This window comes from Roseibium sp. JB4-4 (genome assembly GCF_055693425.1).
The window spans coordinates 2,306,389-2,325,280 of the sequence record NZ_CM146333.1 but is presented as its reverse complement, the minus strand read 5'-3'; the positions used below and the strand labels follow the sequence as shown (position 1 = coordinate 2,325,280).

Here is an 18,892-nt window from a genome sequence, read left to right as displayed (position 1 = left end):
CAAAGCGCATGCGAGCAGTTTTCAAGCTGCCCGCATGCGATTGTTTATGCGGCCTGAAGTGCTTTCTGATTGTGATCAGGTGCAGGTTGTGGGGCCGGTCTCTTTGTGTCTGAGAACATCAGCCGGTAGAACACAGGTGTAGCGATCAGTGTGAGGATTGTTGCAAAAGCCAATCCCGCCATGATTGTGACCGACATGGAGACAAAAAACGTATCTCCCAGCAAGGGCACCATTCCCAAAATGGTTGTTGCGGCAGCCAGCATGACCGGGCGGAGGCGCGATTTTGATGCCGAAATGATCGCTTCTTCCAATGGAAGTCCTTCAGCTTTTACCAGGTCAATTTTTTCAACCAGAACGATGCCGTTTTTGATCAACATTCCAGAAAGACTCAACAGACCCAAAAGTGCTGTAAAGCTAAAGGGCAGGTTCGTTGCCAAAAGCCCGATTACAGCTCCATTTGCCGCCATTGGTACCAGCAACCAGATGATCAACGGTTGCCTTAGTGCATTGAAGAGCATGACCGAGATCATGACCATCATGATAATTGCAAACGGAAGCTGGTTCGCCAAACTGGTGTTTGCTTCGAGCGTATCCTCATATTCGCCGCCCCAGGCAATGTTGTATCCTGGCGGCAGAGCGATTTCTTCAACGTTGCCTCGGATCTCTGCAAGAACCTCTGCTGCTGATATGCCTTGATTAATTGTCCCTGAAACAGTCAGTGTTGGAACACGGTCACGTCTTTGATAAAGGGTGTCTTCGGGCCTAACGCGCATGCCTTCGATGACTTGTTCCATCGGGATCAGGGTTTGGGTGCTCGGCGAGTAGACCAGATGATCCACGAGCCCAATTTCTTGATCTTTTGGCGCGCGAACATAGATGGGGATCTGCCGTTCATCTTCCCGGTACAGTCCTGCAAGAACGCCATCGGTTGCAAATCGCATTGTATCTGCGATGTTTTCACGGGTGATGCCGACAGCCTGAGCACGTTCTTCCGCATAAACAGGTGTAACGACGAGCTCACGTTCACCCCAATTGGTTCGCAAGGCTGTGAAATTGTCAGAGCTTGAGCGCATTCGTTCATCTACTTCCAGGCTAAGGGTGCGCAGCACATCAGGATCTGGGCCAGAAATGCGCAGCTGAATTGGATCACCTTCGCCGGGCCCAAATGCCAGTTGCTTCGCTGTAAACTCTCCGGTCGGCAATGTGCTCGATGCGAACGCGCTCATTTTGTTCATAAGCGCGGGTATCTTAAGCACGTCATCGACCCTTACGATCAAATGACCGTATGTTTCATTTGCCTTGGCTGTTGGATAGGTGAGCATGAAGCGCAGAGCGCCGTCACCAACGTAAGCCGTGTAAGACAAAACGTCGTCCTGCTCTGCCAGCCACGACTCCAAGATTTCTATGTCACGATCTGTTTCTTCAATTGAAGCACCTTGTGGCAATTTGTAATTCACGAAAAACAACGGGTTGTTTGAGTAGGGAAAGAACTGCTCTTTGACGTTTGCAAATCCTGCAAAACAGGCAAAGGTGATAGCGAACAGACCGACGGCAACCAGCCAACGGGTGCGCAAGGCACCTTTTAGAATGGCCCCATATCCTCTGAAAATCAGTCCATCATAGGCTTCGCCTGCGCCCGCCTTGCCCTGCTTGAAAACATAGTGACCAAGAAGCGGGGTTACTGTCAGAGCAAGACCCCATGACAGCAGGAGCGAAATGCCAACTACGGCGAACAGGGAGAACATGAATTCGCCTGTCGAGTCTGGGCTGAGGCCGATTGGTGCAAACGCCAGCGCACCGATCACAGTGGCTCCCAGGAGTGGAATTTGTGTCTTGGATGCGGCTTCTGTGGCGGCGTCGCGTGAGGACTTCCCGCTCTTCATGGCCGATTGCATACCCTCCGCCACAACGATGGCATTGTCGACAAGCATTCCCATGGCGATGATCAGAGCACCGAGAGAGATCCGTTCCATCTCGATCGAGAACAGAAGCATGAACAAAAGGGTGCCAAGTACAGTCAGGAACAGTGTTGTGCCAACGGTGAGCGCCGCCCTTGGTCCCATGAAGATCGCAAGGACGATCACGACGATTGCAACAGACATTGCCAGGTTCACAAGGAACGCGTTGGACGCCTCGTCGACCACCTTGTGCTGTTCGTAGATCGGGAGCAAGTTCACTCCGGCAGGCATTTGCGACATGATTTCAGCAAACCGCTCATCAACACGTTCACCAACTGCGACAATGTTTTCAGTTTCCAGCCCTGCGATCCCGATCGTGAACGCTTCAGCTTGATTGTGGCGGATCAACAAAGAAGGATCGTCAGTACGTTGACGTGAGACGTTTGCCAAATCCGCGATGTTAATCACTTGCCCGTCTAGGCCGACTGACAGTCCGGCAATTTCCCCGACGCTATCTGTGCCGGACGCAATCCGCAGTTCTGTGTTTCCAAATTCACCGGCATCGACGACAGAATTGGAGTTTGAGATAACCTCCAGGAAGGCCTCTACTGGAATGTTCTGGTTGGCCAGTATGGCAAGATCCGGCTCCACATAGATGACCTCTTGCGGCAAGCCGGAGAGTTCGACATCCGCTACACCATCAACGGCCAAAATTTCTCTTCGCAAGTAGCGGGCGAGATCATGTTTTTCCTGATCGCTGAAACCTTCTGTTGTGACAGCGTAGTACATTCCGAAAACATCGCCGAATGTGTCGTTGACGACAGGTTTTGTGGCCCCGCGAGGCAATGACAAGGCAGCATCACGCACGCGGGCGCGCAGTTTTGTCCATATTGCCGGAAGCTCTGATCCGTCGATTGTGTCTTCGATCTCGATTTCGATAAGTGACAGGCCTGGTGTGTTGCGGGAGGTAATCTGACCTATCTCGCCCATCTTCTGGATGGCACTTTCCAAAGGTTCAGTCACTTCACGGGCCACTTCCTCAGCAGACGCTCCAGGATACCCTGTTGCAACAACGGCGACCTTGATTGTGAATGCTGGATCCTCAAGGCGTCCAAGTGAAAAGAACGAACCGATACCGCCAAACAGAAACGTAAGGATCAGCATCCATGTGAAAATGGGTTTGTCGATACTGAAGCGAGCAATATCCATTGGTCTTTCCTCAGTCAAAATCAGCTACAAAGCGGCGGATAGCCTGGCCGTCTTTCAGGGTATTCACCCCGCCGATGACAATTTCCGTACCTGCAGGAAGGGGGTGTGTGATTGCAATTGCACCTGATGAGGCGACTGATAGTTCAACGGGCGTTTGAGAAACGGTAAGGTCCCCATTCTCACCGCTCACCTGGAACACGGAAGTTTTGCCTGTTGGACCCACGGCGATCGCGGATGGATGAATCTCAAGGCCTTCAGATTGCTCGAGAAAGACTGCCGTCACCGTAACTGAAGCTCCTGGAAGCAGCAGGCGCGTGTTTGGAATTTGCATGGTCAAGGTTACCCGAAAAGTCTGGCCGACTTGGGAGGTTTCCGCATTCACTTCTTTGAACGTCAACGGATAGGTCGCGTTGCTACCAGGAAGCTGAGCGTGAAGCCGCATCTCTGGGTTTTCACCCAGATTTTGGATGAGCACCTCGGACACTTCTATATCCACGCGAACCTCGGAAAGGTCGTGTAGCCGTACGATTTGTGTGCCGGCGGCAACCGTTGAATAGTTGGAAACGCTGCGGGAGGCCACAACGGCATCAAATGGTGCGGTCAGGATTGTCTGCTCCAGGGAGTATTCCGCGTTTTCCAAAACGGCACGTGCCATTTCCACATTCGTTCGAGCGTCCTGAACCTGGACCTCGCTGATCGTCTTTCCCTTAAGTTTTTCGTAGCGGGCAAGTTTCCGCTCTTCCTGTGTCAATGCCAGCTTTGCGCGATCGACTTCGATCTGGAATGGGCGCCTGTCGAGTTTAGCCAGAATGCTCCCTTTCGGGATGACATCGCCTTCCGGCGCGTTTAACTCCACCACCCGGCCAGCGACTTGGAACCCTAGATCCACAGATTGGCTTGCAGAAATCTCCCCGAAGAATGTGCGTGTAATGCCTTCTGAAATCTCAGGCGTGACCATCGTTTTGACCAATACCGGTCCGTCACTTGCAAGAGCTTGGGGGTGTTGCAAGCCGAACATAAGTGCAGAAGCGAAAACGAGAGCTTTTGCGCTTTTGAGCGCCAGATGCCCGATCCATTTCTTGCTCATTTGCTTCATCTCAGTGCTCCTGATTTGAGTTCTTCGGTGTTTGACCGGGATGAGCGAAGCGGTGGTATCAAATGTGCTGTGTGTCATGGGGGCTCCGTAGCGCACCTGCAATGTGAAACTTCTTCAGATATATGCGGAGCCGTGGATGTCTTCAAGGAAAAAGCAGAAAAAAATTCAGATTCATGTTTTGAGTGTCTAGTGACCCAGAGCCTTATGCTGGCTATTTGGTCGTCACCGCGAGAACTAAGAAGGTGCAAAAATATGAAATAAAACAATATAATATGGAACGAATGCTAACCGAGAACGCACATTGTCATAATTTTAAAGGAGAAAAAACTTCATATTATTCGATGCCACAGCGGAAGTTTTGATTGAAAGTACCCTTATCTGCCTGTATATATGAAAAAGTATCATATTGGAATTCAGGCATGTCTACACAGGTTAAAGACCAAGTTCGCGAACCGGTCCAAGTCCGCAGCCAGAAGCGGGTAGCTATGATTTTGGAAGTTGCACGTTCCATTATCGAAGAAAAGGGGGCAGCCGGTCTGAAGATGAGTGACGTCGCTGATCGCGCAAAAATTTCGATAGGCTCGATCTACCAATACTTCCCGAACAAGAGCGCAATAGTCGCAGCTCTTGCTGAACGGGTTCTGGAAGCAAACACGGCCAAAAACGAAAAGATCCTGGCAGAACCACCAACCTCCCTCGTGCAGCTATCTCATACAACCACTGAACTTTTGGATCAGTACTACGCTCTTATGCGCGAAGATCCGGTCTTTCGTGACATTTTGACAGGCTACGCTTCAGATAAAGAATTTCTTGCGACAGAACAGGACGACACGGTCGCCAACCGCGACCACATCTTTGCGATGTCCAAGCATCTGTTTCGAGAAGAAGAATATGATCGTGCGAAAATGGCTCTTTTGCTCATCATTTCGTTTGGCGGGGCTGCAGCGGTGATCGCTTCACAGGAAGATGCCGAAGCCGGAAAGACCGCAATGTCTCAGGCAAAAGCGATGCTCTATGCTGCGTGGGAGGTCTCTATTTTGCCGCTTGGGATAAAGCGATAGACTAGGTAGGTGATCCGGATTTTTCCAGGACCAAAGCCCAGAGCGACCAGCTAACAAATCATTCTTTAGCCCAGAATAACAACTCGTCAAAAACCGGAACGAGGATGCCAATTGAGACGGGCGTCTTCCTAAGCACCGTGAGGTCAAATCAAAGCCATGGCTTACAGTATCGGTTTATGGACGCGGTGGAGTGCCGTCTCGATTGTATTTGCTCTGTTGAGTGCATGTGGCAGCGTTCCTGACAGCTTCAACCAGTCTGACATTGCAACACATGAAGTTGCCTCGGTGACAGAGGTTTTCGTCGCGACGACTAGAAAACGATCAGATGATGCAAAACGGATGTTTTCAGATAGCCGTTCAAGTGTTCTGAATTTTGCTGAGCTGCAGGTTGGTATACCGCAAACGCACCGACCTGGACGCGTAGAAAGCTCAAGACGGTCGCCGGATCCCAAAAGGCATTTTACACTTACCGGCAGGCAGAGCATTGAAAAATCTACACAATTCAGGGGTAGATTGAACGATGCATTGAAGCAGCTGCCGAAAGACAAGCGTGAGCTACTAATTTTCGTACATGGGTTCAACAACAACTTTGCCAGTGGTGTGTTTAGACATGCTCAAATGACCCATGATTTTGGAGTGCCCGCTGTCGCCTTGCACTATTCATGGCCATTTGCCGGAAGGACTGATGGATATGTTTACGACAGGGATAGTGCCATTTTTGCGAGAGAAGGCTTGGCAGAAGCGCTTAAGCTCGCCGCATCGACGAACGCGACTAACGTAACTCTGCTGGGCCATTCAATGGGCTCTCTTTTGACACTGGAAGCTCTTAACGTGCTCGCGCTTTCAAGGGATGCCAAGACGCTCCGTAGCATTGATACGGTTATTCTTGCAGCGCCTGACGTTGATATCGATGTTTTTGATGCAAAATTTGCTGCATTGCATAAGTTTGAGACCAACGAGTTCGTCATTCTCGTTTCTGGAAACGACGGGGCTCTCGGCCTTTCGAGTACATTGCGTGGCGGCCATCCCCGTGTTGGCCAGGGCCGAAATAATGAGGCTCTCCAACAAAAAGGGATCGTGGTTGTCGATGTGTCACAGATCGATGGCGGAGGTCATAGCACATTCGCAGCCTCGCCTAAACTTATCCAGCTGATTGAAAGCGGTGCGCTTGAAGAAACAATCATCTCTTCGCAAACAGACACTGCGACCTCAGTGATCGGGGATAGTGCAGGGGATGCTGGTTCGTTGCTGGTTCTGTTGCCGAAAAAGTCTTTTCTAGGCGGTAAAGTGCAAGGCTCTTACGCTTCAGCTTCGTGACAAACAGTCAGGTATGCACCGTCAAGGAAGAAGCGGTCAGCGCAGACTACCGTGCCCATCTGGCCACCAATAAGTTCAGCGGAAGACGGCCGCAATTTTCTCGATATTTTTTGGGCCGACACAAGATATGAGGTACGCAGGTCTGGTTGCAGGCATTAGCGCGATGCGCCCTATCGAACAAACTTTCGAATGTAGTCCGGAAAGTGAGTTAAATGACTGACGCATATTCAGTTTTGGCGATTGCACTTAAGAGTGTTTGTCCGAAGGTCTTTGACCAAGCGCAAATCTTGATCGAAATGGACGAGGGTTGGTCACAAAAGACGTATCGATTTAAGAGCGGGGATGCTCGGTCAGAGGACGCGACAGTCGATGCTGCACTCGACTTTAATGCCGATGACGCGCTGCACGAATCACCCATGGTAAGCGCAATGGATTGTGTGACAGTCAAATTGAATGCATTTCACAAATCTCTTTGCAGGTTCCGTCGGACCTGTATGCAGTGGGTAGGGGCAGCGATTGTCCTGGCCGTGACTACTGGGCCTATTCTAGCCGTCGATGACCTCGCCAACGCGATTGCGTCTTTTCGTGCGGAGAGCAGTGAATTGTCAGCGGACAAACTTGTCGCTGCGACCGAGCGCGCTGCGGAAAGCGGTGACTGGGCTGCGATAGCGGCGATCGATCTGGACCTGCTGCAAGAGGTGCTTTTACAATTGAAGCCAGGCCGTGCATCAGAATTGCTTTTGCTTGCGGCACAAGCCGAGGGACATGCAGACGCGCCTGAGGAACAGGACAAAGTTGTAAGCGTGGCCGAGCGTTTTGCTAGAGAGCGTCTGACGGACGAAGACGCGCGACTGACCTTGGATATCAACCTCGGCTATGTGTATCTGCAGACCAACCGAGCTGAAGAGGCTTTGTCGCGGCTCGATGGAGCGCGCCTCAGGCTTGAGAAGTCAAATGACGCCGAAGCGCTGATGAATCTCTGCGGATTGGCCCCATCATCATTCGAACGCAACGGGCATATCGAGCAGGCGAGGCAGCTATATCTCGCATGTGATGAAAGCGAGGTTGTGCGTTCCAACCCAACGCCACGGCGAGGTTTTTTCTGGCACAATCACGCGATGTTTCTGCAGGGCCGTGCGGTGTTCGAAGAGGCCATCCGGCGTCACCGTTGGGCGCTTCAGGATCTGGGCAATTATTATGGATTACCTTCTCGCCCGGTCGTTGACGCGTATGACGGGTTCGGCCAGACGATGTTGGCGGCAGGCGATCTGGGCGTGGCCGACAGCCTGGCCAGTCTGGCAGTTCAGTTCTCAAGCGAACTGGACGGCGCTGAAACGTCGGCCAGCCATTGGCGTGTGGTCAACAATGCTGCGGCGGTTAAAAGGGCGCTGCGCTTGCCTGCCCGTGCTCTTGATCTGGACTATGCTGCCTTTGATTGGCGCAGACAAAACCTCGGGGAGGATCACAGCGACACTTACATCTCGTGGCTGAACTATGCGCTTGATCTTGTGGAAATGGAGCGGTGGGAGGATGCCAAGGCACAGTTTTTGAACCTGTACAGGGGATATGGCGATGGTTCTCCCATCCCGTATCCCAAAGATGTCCTGTCCTACTATCTCTTTTACCTGGATGCGCGGATCGCGTTCGAGCGAGGCGACAGTTTCACGCTGCCAAATCCCGACCTGTTAGTGCGTACAGGCACCCCATTGGAGCTTGTCGAGGGGGTGATGCATCTGCTGGCTCAAAACGATCTTTCCAAGGGGCGTGTGGCGGAAGCACTTGAGCTTGCAGCATGGAACGAACGTTTCATGACGCGTAACGTAGGCGAAACCCACCCTTTCCGGTTTGCCGCAGCCTTCTTGCATGCGCGTGTTCTGGGAGAGCAGGACAAGGCTGCGGCCTCGAAAAAGCTGGCTGAAACCGACATCGAACTGTTCAACTGGACCCGCAGACAATCGCTAAGTGGCAGCTATGACGCGTCTTTGGCAAGTCGGGCCTTGGCGGACGACCTTTTGCTATATATGGCGCACCACGCATTGGAAGTGCCAGAATTCATGCCGCATTTCGCCGAAGCTGTGCATCGCTGGAAGGTTTTGGAATCACCTGCCGATCGGGCCCTCCAACAGGTTGCTCGAACCAGCTCCGAAACAGCTTTACGGGCTGCTGCACGCGACTACAGACTGTCGGCAGCGCGCTTCCGTGAACGGGTCCGGGCCGAACCGGTAACCGAGGCAATCGCCGCGATGGACAACGACCTGAAAAAGCAGCGCAAGTTGCTGAATGTCTCGCTAACGGAAGTGGGTTTGCCCGAAGTGGAGCCACCTCTGGCACCCATCAAGAAAACCGGTCCGTCCTTATCCGTAAAGCCAGGCGAGGTGGTGATCGACATGATCTTGCTGCGAGACTGGCGCCGCCCGGACCGGGACGGCTGGTCGAAGCATATGGAACTCTACGCGGCCATTCATCGCGCGGATACGCCACCACGGATCGCACGTATCGCTGAGCTTGACTTCACCGCACGCGCAACGGCGGACATATATGACAGCCTCTGGCGTGACATCGGTCTTTGGGTGTCGAGAGAAGTCAAGGATGCTGAACGCGTTTTCATCGCCCCTGATGCGATGCTTTTCCAGATGGATCTGCTCGCCGCACGCGATGAGAAAGGGCGTCGATTGGGCACCGTGAATGACGTCCATCTCCTGTCAACTCGAGCGGCTTATGAAACCCACAATGAGGCCGCAGCCTTCAAAGCCGGCACGAGAGTGGTTATGGCGGGTGGGCTCTTTTACACGGAGGAGAAGGAGGCTGATCCAGATTTTTTGCCCGGCAGCCTGCGAGAGGTCGATCGTATCGCTGCGCTAGTCGAGGAGGGCGGTGGCGTTTCGAACACTTTGCGCGGCTTCGAAGCTTCTGTATCGCAGGTGGCCAGTGCGGCTCGGGAAGGCGATATCCTGCATCTTGCCACCCACGGCTTCTTCATTCGAAATCAGAGCGAACCTTACAGCCTGCGCAATGCGGGGCTCCTACTGTCGAATTCGTCTGACGGTCAGGACGGGGATATTGTTTATGCCAGCGAAGTGATGGACTGGGACCTGAGCAGCGCCCAACTCGTTGTTTTGTCGTCGTGTAATTCGGGCGTTGGGTACGACACACCGATCGACGCTGTGCGGGGGCTGCCTCTGGCGCTGGCGCGCGCCGGTGCACGGCGCAGCATAGTAACGCTTGAGGAGATCCCGGATTTTCAGACAGCGCGTGTGATGGAGCGGTTCTATCAGCATGTCACGAAAGGCGGAATGACCTATTCCGAGGCCTTTCTGCTCACCAAGCGCGAGATCTGGGCGAACGAAATCGATGGCGTGACCGAGGATGTGGCCTCCGCCTTCGTACTTTATGTGCATTGATCTCGAATGTATTCCTGCGCAGTTTCCGGCCGTAAACGCCGTTGCGCTTCTCTAGTCCGTCGCTTTGACATCCTCACAGGGGATTGGGCTACTGCGTGGACCCCAAATGTCTGCCAAGATATTGTCCCCTGGATTGATAACAAATCCTGTTTCGGAGGAAAGTCCGCGTTCGAGATGGATTTCAGCCACAGGGTCGTTCGGATCTTGGCTGACCCGAAGCGTATCGCTGACGAGGTCGTGCCCTTGAATGAGACGCTCGATATGGTGCTGTGATCGGATCACTAACCGTATGGGCCCCGTGCGGGCTACCCCAACCCGCTTACCGGTAAAATCGCCCGCTACGAACCGGACTGGTATTGTGCTGCAAACGCCGTTTAAGCGAAAAGTGGCAGTGCCTCGACCCGCGATACCACGCAGATGAAGGAGATTGCCTTCACGTGGCGTATCTATCTCGATAACCGCTATATTCGCTTGAGGCATGAGTGCCGGGCTGGGTTGGACGGTCTCTGCGTTGGCACTGATTGTGAAACTGGCAACCATAGCCAAAGAGGTCAGGATGCGTCTTCTGGTTTCGAATTGCATGGGATGTCCTTTCTTACCCTCACCCCGCAATTCGGTCGAGGGGAACGGATCCAAGTTGGGACAGACTGGCGCTCCGCGCGCCCTATATCAGGTTTCCGAACGTCCCAGATCGTGCTTTCGAACCGTTGCACGGTCAGATGACTGATTGCGGTATTCAGTCGGTGTCTGTCCGCAGACCCGGCGGAACTCGGTGTTGAACGTGGATTTACTTTGAAATCCCGCCTCAAGCATGATGTCGATGATCGGCAGATCGGTGGTCGTCAGCAGTTCAGCCGCCCGATGCACGCGAAACTCGTTGATGTAACGTGATACGTTCTGCCCCGTGACGCGATTGATCGTGGTCGACACCCGGCGCGTTGGACATCCCAGACGGCGACCAAGGCGTGCTAGCGTCAGATTGGGATCAGTAAAAAGCTGGGCTTCGAGCATGAGCTTGTCGATTCGTTTAAGAAACTCACGGTCTTCGTTGAGCGGGCGTGCATCGCTTGGACGGCCTGGTGGCGATTTGAAGCATGGACCGAGCGCGGACGGCAAGGCGATCATCAGCCCGAGCAGGACGAACGCGACAAGCACTCCGGACGCGCCGGTAAGGGTCCGTAGCATACCTGCATGGCCCGCTGACAAGGTCGCTCCAATGATCGTTGCATCAGCGGTAAGGATCAGAAAGACAAAAACTGTGGCTCCTATCAGACTGATGCGGACTGTTCGAAACCCGTCTGGGGAAATCTGAACAAAGGCATCCGGACCAAGGCGTAGCATCGATGACAGAAGAAACGCGAAGATGATGTTGATTGTAGATACGACTAGGTCGACCGACCACGATGTCGGCGTAAATAGAGCCAGTTGAGCCAAAGTGGCGATACCGATCGCCAGCATAATTGCTTTGGGAGCAGGAACCCCTTCGCTTTCAGTAAGTGATTGGAAACCGAGCCAAAGTGCGGGTGCTAGGACAACGGCGGTATGGGGCTGGAAGATCGTTACTAACGAAATCCCGTATTCCAACCGAAGGCCGACAAATGCGGCGACTATAGCCAAGCTCAGGAGGCCGACACCAAAACAGAAGCGAGCGAAGGCGGGCAAGTGCGGTCGACCCACCACCAACACTGCGATGAAAATTGCAAAGATGGAAATGAGCCAGGCAATCGGAATCGCTGTCACCAGGAGCTCCCGTGAGGTTCAGTCGTTTGGGTATTCGACCCGCGAGCGATTGCGTTGTTAGAACGCGTACCGTGCTGATGGTCTTGTGTGAACACGTTAAGCAATTGCCCAATGCGACGCTACGCAATCTTTGGCAAGAACTGTTCGCGATCATGATCGCGAACCTGCGATGTCTCTTCCTACAGATTGGTTTTATGGGCTGAGCAAAATTACGAGGTGAACCATGACCAGTTTGGGTTGCCGGTCCGCTGTGCGGAAGCTGCAAAACGACCTGGCTCGACCATTCAGCAATTATGGCAACAGTGGTGTAGGCGAGTTACGAATTGCTGAGTTTCGAAAGTTACATACCGGTGAGAAAACAACAATATCCATGCTTGGGATCAAACGCCTAACTAATACCCCACCAGCTATTCAACTGCGAAACAAGTTCTGCCTTATCGATGCCCTCCAAAGCAATCTCTGGTAAAATCACTCGTGCGGTCGGTAGTTCTATCAGTATTGCACCTTCAATCAGGTGTACATCGCGCACAAGAGACCATGAGATACGACTCTCAATCCCTGGTCGGCAGACAACTATGCCCTCTGAATCTGCCGCGAAACGAAGTATCCCACCGCTGTCATTGTAACGTTCATGGACCTTAACCAGAGTACGGTGTTGTCTCCACCACACCGCAACAACAACAATTGCTCCAAGGACGAACCCGACACACAAAGGCACAATAGCCTTTCCCTCAAACATGGCAGTGTTGAGCACCGCAAGCATGCCGAGAGTGCAAGCAGTTGCAACAAGGTTTCGCACTATTGCTAGTGTACGATTTCGAGCCCTTATTGGCTGTGTCGTCGCGCGACGATAAAGCTTGGGATCGATGCTGTAGGTGATATCAATCGTGTTCATTCAGACAAAAAGTTTCAATGACGATGGAACCGCCAGTTCATGTTTTCAACAGTGTTTGTCTGCCATGGCGCAGACGGATCATAAAACTCAGCCTCGGACCCTACTCCTTACTTCCTTCAGACGTCTAGCTCTATGCATAGGAGCCCAAGGCGCTGTGTGTGCGCTTGGTATTGTAATGTTTCCTCCATTGTTCAATCAGGATTTGTGCTTCCTTCAGGCTGTAGAAGGTTTCTCCGTCAAGCAGTTCATCCCGAAAGCGGGCGTTGAAGCTCTCGCAGTATCCGTTTTCCCATGGCGAACCAGGTTCAATGTACGCGGTCTTGGCACCCACAGCGTTGATCCAGTCCCTGACAGCTTGAGCAACGAATTCCGGCCCGTTGTCCGATCTGATATAGGCTGGGACACCCCGAAGAATGAAGAGATCTGTCAGCGCGTCAATCACGTCGGTGGAATTGAGTTTTCGCTTTGCTCGGATCGCCAGGCACTCGCGGGTTTGTTCATCCAGGATGTTCAAGGTCCGGAACGCCTTTCCTTCATTGGTTCGGCAGTGCACGAAGTCATAACTCCAGACATGATTGGGATACTCCGGTCGCAGCCGGACACATGATCTGTCGTTCAGCCAGAGCCTCCCTCTCTTTGGTTGTTTCATTGGCACCTTCAGCCCCTCTCGTCGCCACAGTCGCTCGACGCGCTTATCGTTAACATGCCAACCGGCATCCCTGAGCAAAGTCGCGATCCGCCTGTAACCGTAACGACCATACTCACGGGCGAGTGCAATCATGTCCGCCACAAGCCGTTCTTCATCTGCCCGTCCTGTAGGCACCTTCCTCTGTGTGGACCGGTGCTGGCCCAAGACGCGACATGTTCGATGCTCTGACACGCCAATATGCTGACGGATATGATTGATGCAGGCGCGACGACGGGCGGGGCTCAGAAGTTTCCCTTCGCAGCCTCAGACAAGATCAGCTTGTCCAGGGTAAGATCGGATACCGCCTTGCGCAAACGTTCGTTTTACTTCTGAAGGCGCTTGAGTTCCTTCAATTGGTCGGTTCCCATCCCACCATACTGCTTCCGCCAACGGTAGTACGTTTGCTCTGTGATACGAACCTGCCGGATGGCATCGATACGCGACATTCCCTGGCCGACAAGGACTTCAACCTGCCGCAACTTCGATACGATTTCTTCTGGCTTATGACGTTTCGTGGGCATTCTGGATCCTCCGTTTTCCTAAACATAACGGCGGACCACTTCAAAGGGGAGGATCAGTCCCAAACAAGATACCGTTCACCCTGGGGAGCCAGAGCATCAACACTGCGTTTTGAAATCTTCATTCGGACCGTCCCAAGAGTTTCAATTCGATCTTTCCTCCTCCAAAGTGGCGTCCATATAGCGTCCAAGTGCAAGCAAATTGGTGGAAGGATCGTCCAGAGTGATCAGGAAGAATGATCCACAAATACAATCAGATAGGAAGCGCCATCTAGTTTCAAGAATTTTGAGAAAACTAAATAATCTAAACTACGAATCTGGGGGTCGCGGGTTCGAATCCTCTCCGGTGCGCCAATCATCTCCCTAAGTTCCCCAAAAAAAGACGCTAAGCTGCCGTTGATAAAGGTAGCTGCTTGGGTGGCGAAATTTGTTTCCGGCACTCGAAATGGAGTTGTGAGGGATACGGTGCTGACTCCCGTCCGATTTGCGTTCCCGTATCAGACATCGAAAGCATTTTTGGGAGGTCCTCCAACCGGCCGCTCCCTTCATGCAGCCCGAAGGCCCAAATTGAACACAGGGCGCGCGTTGGGCCCTGATGGATTGCCGGCCTTGAGAGGCACTTCTTTCGTTGCGCCCGCTCTCCATTGCCAATATCTCCGATTAACCTGGTATTTTGTGCAGCAAGCGAGAACAACCTGTCGTTTGTTTCTGGAATAAGTCCTAAACCGGCAATTGGTGTTTTACATTTCATGTTAAATGGCGCAGGATGCGTATGTGACGTGACCGTTCGGGTGCACAGCCCGATTGACAACTAGAAGACCCGCCATGTCGGCGGCCAAATTGTCTGTACGTTCCCTTTACGCAAACACTCTCTGAATACGAACCCCGCGCGGCGCCTGGACCGAGCGCGATGGGATCGGTGTCAATCAGACAGAAGCCTGCACCTTAATCGAATTCTCTCTTTGCGTGGTCATTCGCCTGGCGTGAAGGCAGTGGTCTTCGCGCGCTTTGACCGGCACGCGCCATATTTTCACCCGAGGAACCTAAATGACTGTCATTCCATTTGAAAAATCCAACAAGACCAAATCTGTATTACACCTGTCATTTACAAAGAAAACCCCGGTTTTACGCTCTGAATCGAAACCGGAGCCAGCACATGCTGTGCGCGCGGCAGCAATCGTCTACTGCGAGGGCAACTTTGGTCAAACGGACGGCAAAACAGCCAACGGCCTCGTGCGCCATTCCGAGAAGTTTGAGATTCTCTCGATAATCGATAGCACTCAATCGGGCAGGGACGCCGGGGAACTGCTGGACGGAAAGCGGATCGAAATTCCGGTTCTTTCAAATCTCGAAGAAGCTCTTGCTGGAGCCAGCCGCAAGCCAAACTATTTTATTTTTGGCGTGGCGCCGGCGACGGGATTGTTGTCCCCTGCGGAACGCGGGGTCGTTTTGAAAGCCCTGGAATATGGCATGCACGTGGTCAATGGCCTGCATGAGTTCCTCAGTGATGATCCAGTGTTCGTCGCTGCAGCCACCAAACACAACGCAAAGATCATCGATGTCAGAAAACCGCGCTCGAAGAAGGACCTGAGATTGTTCAGCGATACGGTCCGGAGAGTGGAATGTCCCAGAATAGCAGTCCTGGGCACAGACTGCGCGATTGGCAAGCGAACGACCGCGAGCATCCTGACCAGGGAGCTGGTCAAGCGGGGAATACGCGCCGTTATGGTCTCCACCGGTCAAACCGGCTTGATGCAAGGCGGCCGCTATGGCGTCGTTTTGGATGCAGTTCCTTCCCAGTTTTGTTGCGGCGAATTGGAAGCGACGATTTGGGAAGCCTTCGAAGCAGAAAAGCCAGACGTGATCATTATCGAAGGACAAGGAGCATTAAGCCATCCAGCCTTTTGCACGTCGGCCTTTATCTTGAGGGGCAGTGCACCAGACGGGGTCATCCTGCAGCATGCTCCGAAGCGCAAACATCGCTGCGATTTCGAGGGGATGGCGATGCCTGAACCACGTTCGGAGATCGATCTGATTGAAGCCTTCGCAGACACGAAGGTAATTGGCGTGACGATCAATCACGAAAACATGGCGGATGCTGAAATCAGCGCAGCCATTTGCAGCTATGAAAGTGCACTCGGAATTCCCGTGACGGATGCATTGGCCCGTCCTGAAGAGCTGCTTGTGAACATGGTCTTCTCTTCTTTTCCTGAACTTGAAGCCAAGCAAGATGCTTGTGTCGGATGACGGCACCCCGCCTGGAGGTCGATCTTGAGAAAATCTTTCAAAACACGTCCGTTCTGGTGACCAGTTTGCGGGCGCGAAATATTTCCGTCACCGGCGTTACCAAGGCATTCATGGGCGAGCCCCGGCTCGCCAGAGCATTGCTGGCGGCGGGTGTGATGGGGATAGGCGACTCCCGCATGGAAAACATAGAGGCGATGCGTGCGGCGGGGATAACCGCACCCATGACCCTTATCCGTTCGCCCATGCTGAGTCAGGTCGATCGGGTCGTTGAGCATGCCGATATCAGCTTCAACACCGAACTCGATGTTCTCAATGCCCTGTCTATCGCCGCCCGCAAGACGAGGAAAAGGCATGGAGTGGTCCTCATGGTCGAGATGGGAGATCTCCGCGAAGGCATTATGCCGGAAGACCTTGAACAGTTTGTGAGAGCAGCCCGGCACATCCCAAATATCGACTTGATAGGTATCGGCACCAATCTTGCCTGTCAAAATGGCGTATCTCCCGATTCTGAAAAAATGTCTGAACTGTCCCGTCTTGCGGAATTTCTGGAGACGACTTTCGGTTTTGTTTTGGAAATCGTGACCGGCGGGAATTCCAGTAATATTCAGGGGTCTCTATCGGGTGGGGAAAAAGACCGCATCAACAACCTGCGGCTTGGTGAAGCGATCCTGCTGGGACTGGATCCCCTCAGCCGGCAGCCGATTGAAGGCCTTTTTACAAATGCTATTTCCTTGGTCGCGGAAGTGATTGAGGCAAAAGCTAAGCCATTGGCCCCTTGGGGCAATATCGGTCAGTCTGCGTTCGGAAAGTCACCGGTGTCCGAACGCGAAGGCAATGCCTTTCAGACGATTTTGGCCCTGGGTCGTCAAGACATAGACCCTGATGGGTTGACCGGCACACCAGAGATCAAGGTTCTGGGTGCAAGCAGCGACCATTTGATAGTGGAGACTGGGAGCCGTCGATTGGCGGTGGGGTCCGAAATAACATTTAAGCTCAACTACAGTGCCTTGCTGCGGGCGGTCACCTCACCCTTCATTACCAAGACCTATAGCTTGCCGAAAAACCGAAGAATACCTGAAAATTCAGAAGTTTGCACACATCGGACTGCGGAGGAACTACACAAATGGCCTTGAGATTTCCCAATCAGAGCAGAAGCTATGATGCTGGCAAAAGGTCCATCCGGTTCACCGGTCATGACGGAGTGTTTGAAGTCTCGGTTTTCGTAGAAGTTTCAATTCTTCAGGCGATTGCAAAGGAAGAGATGTCCAGCGAGGACCAATATCTTGAGCACTTCGATAGCAAGCGTTCCTTGATGGAAAGGTCTGCCAGTAAGTCTTACTCCCGCAGACGCAGAGCAACAATTGTGCTCACGGCAGCTGAAGTCAATTAGGAATCCGGCCTCGCACAGCAAAGTCCGGCAGTTCACTTGACGCACGGGTTGGGCGTTAGGTCGTTCGCAAAACTTAGCTATTTCAGTGGGGAAGAGCCAAACCCATAGGACAGTGTCGACAAATTCGGCTTACTCAACAGGAGAATACAATGGCCAAAGGCCAGAAACGCGGAAATCGTGAAGCAAGGAAACCCAAGATGGCGAAGAAGGCGAAGGAAACCGCGCAGCCAACAACAACCGGTCTGACCAAAGGTGTTGCTGAATCTTTGGCAAGAAGCAAAAAGAAATAGATCCGTCCCGGGTCGCGAGCAGGAGTTCGCCCGATTGCAGGGGGCAGGCAGCGAGTTCAGAGCTTAGGCGATGGCCACATTAAATCGCATCAAAATTCGTGCAGGCGTGAGTTTCACACCGGCGATGTAGTTGAGCGGGTTCTTCTCATACCGTGCCGCTATCGATCATCTGGTTATCGTCGTCATAAGTCTTTGAAACAGCTATCAATAATCTGTCCCTAACGCCGGAAGGATGCAATCTGACGAACCGCGTTCAGTCGGTCGATTCACCGGTCGCAGTTCTTGCCGCAACGTCCCACAAGCCGATGCGAAAACAAAACTGACCGCCGCGAACGTGATCCAGCTGGCCCCGTAATAGAGAGCGGCAAATACGAGCCCGAGCCCGATTGCGGAGGCCATTCGATCTATCCAGGTTTTCAGAGGCCTACGCCTGCTGTCGTCGAAAAACTGACCAAGGAAAATGGTCAGAAGGACGATATTTGCCAGACCGGTGGACACCAGAACATCGGGGAAGCGGATGGAGGCTGCTTCCATGCTTAGCCAGAAGCTCTGCCCAGGCATTTCCTTGACCAATTGCAATCCGTCATAGAATGCAAAAAAATCCGCCGACACCGGCCACTGCGGCCAAAACATTGCCGCCTTCGTAACCCCGGAACTGCAGGTCGGGTGCTACCTCATTTATCTTGGATTTAAGTCGTGTGAACATTTCGCCAAAGTGGCAAATTACAATACAGGAGTTATCCCATGTTTCGGGGATGGACAGGCGGCGCTCCAGAACACCAGGATCAACAGCCGAGTATGCACTTACAATCAAATCTGACCACTCAAGTGGGCAGATCAAGGCGGCTAGATTGCGAGGGTTGCAGCGTTGTTTGCCAGCGTGACCGATGCTTCCCTGCAGCTGCGCGTGAAATCGGCGCGCAGGAAGGTCATTGAAGCCTTGGTCGCCATGATCATGACCGGTATCCTGAAGTCGAGTAAAGCCAGTGCCACTGCATCGGGTGCTACAAGGGCAGCACTGCGGCTCGTTTCACTTTGAAAAGACCTCACAGTGTTCGCAGAAATCGACCGCCTGCGCTAACGACCTTGATGCCGCTGCGCAAGCCAGGGGTAAAGGACTAGGATTTGAGACAGACAAATCA

General features: G+C 52.9%; 12 protein-coding genes and 1 pseudogene. 6 read left to right on the top strand and 7 right to left on the bottom strand.

What is annotated here, in order from left to right; translation table 11 throughout:
• Positions 1-44: 44 nt before the first annotated feature.
• Together ACZ1HV_RS10700 and ACZ1HV_RS10695 are read right to left on the bottom strand one after the other, a co-directional pair.
• Complete coding sequence (locus ACZ1HV_RS10700; protein ID WP_472718056.1) at positions 45-3,107, bottom strand: efflux RND transporter permease subunit; 3,063 nt, start codon at positions 3,105-3,107, stop codon at positions 45-47.
• Positions 3,108-3,117: 10 nt separating this feature from the next.
• Positions 3,118-4,203: an efflux RND transporter periplasmic adaptor subunit gene (locus ACZ1HV_RS10695; RefSeq protein WP_472718055.1), complete on the bottom strand. Its 1,086-nt coding sequence runs from the start codon at positions 4,201-4,203 to the stop codon at positions 3,118-3,120.
• Between the two features lie 419 nt (positions 4,204-4,622).
• Here ACZ1HV_RS10695 and ACZ1HV_RS10690 point away from each other — a divergent pair, with 419 nt between their 5' ends.
• From ACZ1HV_RS10690 to ACZ1HV_RS10680, 3 genes are all read left to right on the top strand, one after another.
• Positions 4,623-5,264: a TetR/AcrR family transcriptional regulator gene (locus tag ACZ1HV_RS10690; RefSeq protein ID WP_472718054.1), complete on the top strand. Its 642-nt coding sequence runs from the start codon at positions 4,623-4,625 to the stop codon at positions 5,262-5,264.
• Between the two features lie 156 nt (positions 5,265-5,420).
• Positions 5,421-6,581 carry an alpha/beta hydrolase gene (locus ACZ1HV_RS10685; protein WP_472718053.1) on the top strand — a complete coding sequence of 387 codons (1,161 nt, stop codon included), beginning with the start codon at positions 5,421-5,423 and terminating at the stop codon, positions 6,579-6,581.
• 212 nt (positions 6,582-6,793) lie between these two features.
• Positions 6,794-9,982 carry a CHAT domain-containing protein gene (locus ACZ1HV_RS10680; protein ID WP_472718052.1) on the top strand — a complete coding sequence of 1,063 codons (3,189 nt, stop codon included), beginning with the start codon at positions 6,794-6,796 and terminating at the stop codon, positions 9,980-9,982.
• A gap of 51 nt (positions 9,983-10,033) precedes the next feature.
• On the opposite strand, the gene ACZ1HV_RS10675 is transcribed toward ACZ1HV_RS10680, so the two are convergent.
• The 4 genes and pseudogenes from ACZ1HV_RS10675 to ACZ1HV_RS10660 all read right to left on the bottom strand — a co-directional run bounded on the left by ACZ1HV_RS10675 (position 10,034) and on the right by ACZ1HV_RS10660 (position 13,826).
• Positions 10,034-10,564, bottom strand: a complete 531-nt coding sequence (locus ACZ1HV_RS10675; protein WP_472718051.1) for a hypothetical protein — start codon at positions 10,562-10,564, stop codon at positions 10,034-10,036.
• A gap of 87 nt (positions 10,565-10,651) precedes the next feature.
• Positions 10,652-11,722 (bottom strand): helix-turn-helix domain-containing protein, encoded by a 1,071-nt coding sequence (locus tag ACZ1HV_RS10670; protein ID WP_472718050.1) that lies wholly within the window; start codon positions 11,720-11,722, stop codon positions 10,652-10,654.
• Between the two features lie 388 nt (positions 11,723-12,110).
• Complete coding sequence (locus ACZ1HV_RS10665; RefSeq protein ID WP_472718049.1) at positions 12,111-12,617, bottom strand: hypothetical protein; 507 nt, start codon at positions 12,615-12,617, stop codon at positions 12,111-12,113.
• Between the two features lie 130 nt (positions 12,618-12,747).
• Positions 12,748-13,826, bottom strand: a pseudogene (locus ACZ1HV_RS10660) (IS3 family transposase).
• Positions 13,827-14,870: 1,044 nt separating this feature from the next.
• Between ACZ1HV_RS10660 and ACZ1HV_RS10655 the strand changes: the two are divergent.
• From ACZ1HV_RS10655 to ACZ1HV_RS10645, 3 genes are read left to right on the top strand one after another with little or no spacing between them, the layout of a single operon-like run.
• Positions 14,871-16,070, top strand: coding sequence for a DUF1611 domain-containing protein (locus ACZ1HV_RS10655; protein ID WP_472718048.1), 1,200 nt, complete (start codon positions 14,871-14,873; stop codon positions 16,068-16,070).
• Entirely contained in the window at positions 16,067-17,203 is a 1,137-nt protein-coding gene (locus ACZ1HV_RS10650; RefSeq protein WP_472718047.1) for an alanine/ornithine racemase family PLP-dependent enzyme, read from the top strand. The genes ACZ1HV_RS10655 and ACZ1HV_RS10650 overlap by 4 nt, the downstream gene beginning before the upstream one ends.
• Positions 17,194-17,460, top strand: a complete 267-nt coding sequence (locus ACZ1HV_RS10645; RefSeq protein WP_298821170.1) for a DUF1488 family protein — start codon at positions 17,194-17,196, stop codon at positions 17,458-17,460. The genes ACZ1HV_RS10650 and ACZ1HV_RS10645 overlap by 10 nt, the downstream gene beginning before the upstream one ends.
• Positions 17,461-17,954: 494 nt before the next feature.
• Here ACZ1HV_RS10645 and ACZ1HV_RS10640 read toward each other — a convergent pair whose 3' ends face one another.
• Entirely contained in the window at positions 17,955-18,383 is a 429-nt protein-coding gene (locus ACZ1HV_RS10640; protein WP_472718046.1) for a hypothetical protein, read from the bottom strand.
• Positions 18,384-18,892: the final 509 nt, after the last annotated feature.

Bases quoted from the DNA above. Each gene is read 5' to 3' on its own strand.
- ACZ1HV_RS10665 (WP_472718049.1), bottom strand. From the start codon at position 12,617: ATGAACACGATTGATATCACCTACAGCATCGATCCCAAGCTTTATCGT.
- ACZ1HV_RS10690 (WP_472718054.1), top strand. From the start codon at position 4,623: ATGTCTACACAGGTTAAAGACCAAGTTCGCGAACCGGTCCAAGTCCGC.
- ACZ1HV_RS10700 (WP_472718056.1), bottom strand. From the start codon at position 3,107: ATGGATATTGCTCGCTTCAGTATCGACAAACCCATTTTCACATGGATG.
- ACZ1HV_RS10645 (WP_298821170.1), top strand. From the start codon at position 17,194: ATGGCCTTGAGATTTCCCAATCAGAGCAGAAGCTATGATGCTGGCAAA.
- ACZ1HV_RS10640 (WP_472718046.1), bottom strand. From the start codon at position 18,383: ATGTTTTGGCCGCAGTGGCCGGTGTCGGCGGATTTTTTTGCATTCTAT.
- ACZ1HV_RS10685 (WP_472718053.1), top strand. From the start codon at position 5,421: ATGGCTTACAGTATCGGTTTATGGACGCGGTGGAGTGCCGTCTCGATT.
- ACZ1HV_RS10655 (WP_472718048.1), top strand. From the start codon at position 14,871: ATGACTGTCATTCCATTTGAAAAATCCAACAAGACCAAATCTGTATTA.
- ACZ1HV_RS10695 (WP_472718055.1), bottom strand. From the start codon at position 4,203: ATGAAGCAAATGAGCAAGAAATGGATCGGGCATCTGGCGCTCAAAAGC.
- ACZ1HV_RS10675 (WP_472718051.1), bottom strand. From the start codon at position 10,564: ATGCAATTCGAAACCAGAAGACGCATCCTGACCTCTTTGGCTATGGTT.
- ACZ1HV_RS10680 (WP_472718052.1), top strand. From the start codon at position 6,794: ATGACTGACGCATATTCAGTTTTGGCGATTGCACTTAAGAGTGTTTGT.
- ACZ1HV_RS10650 (WP_472718047.1), top strand. From the start codon at position 16,067: ATGACGGCACCCCGCCTGGAGGTCGATCTTGAGAAAATCTTTCAAAAC.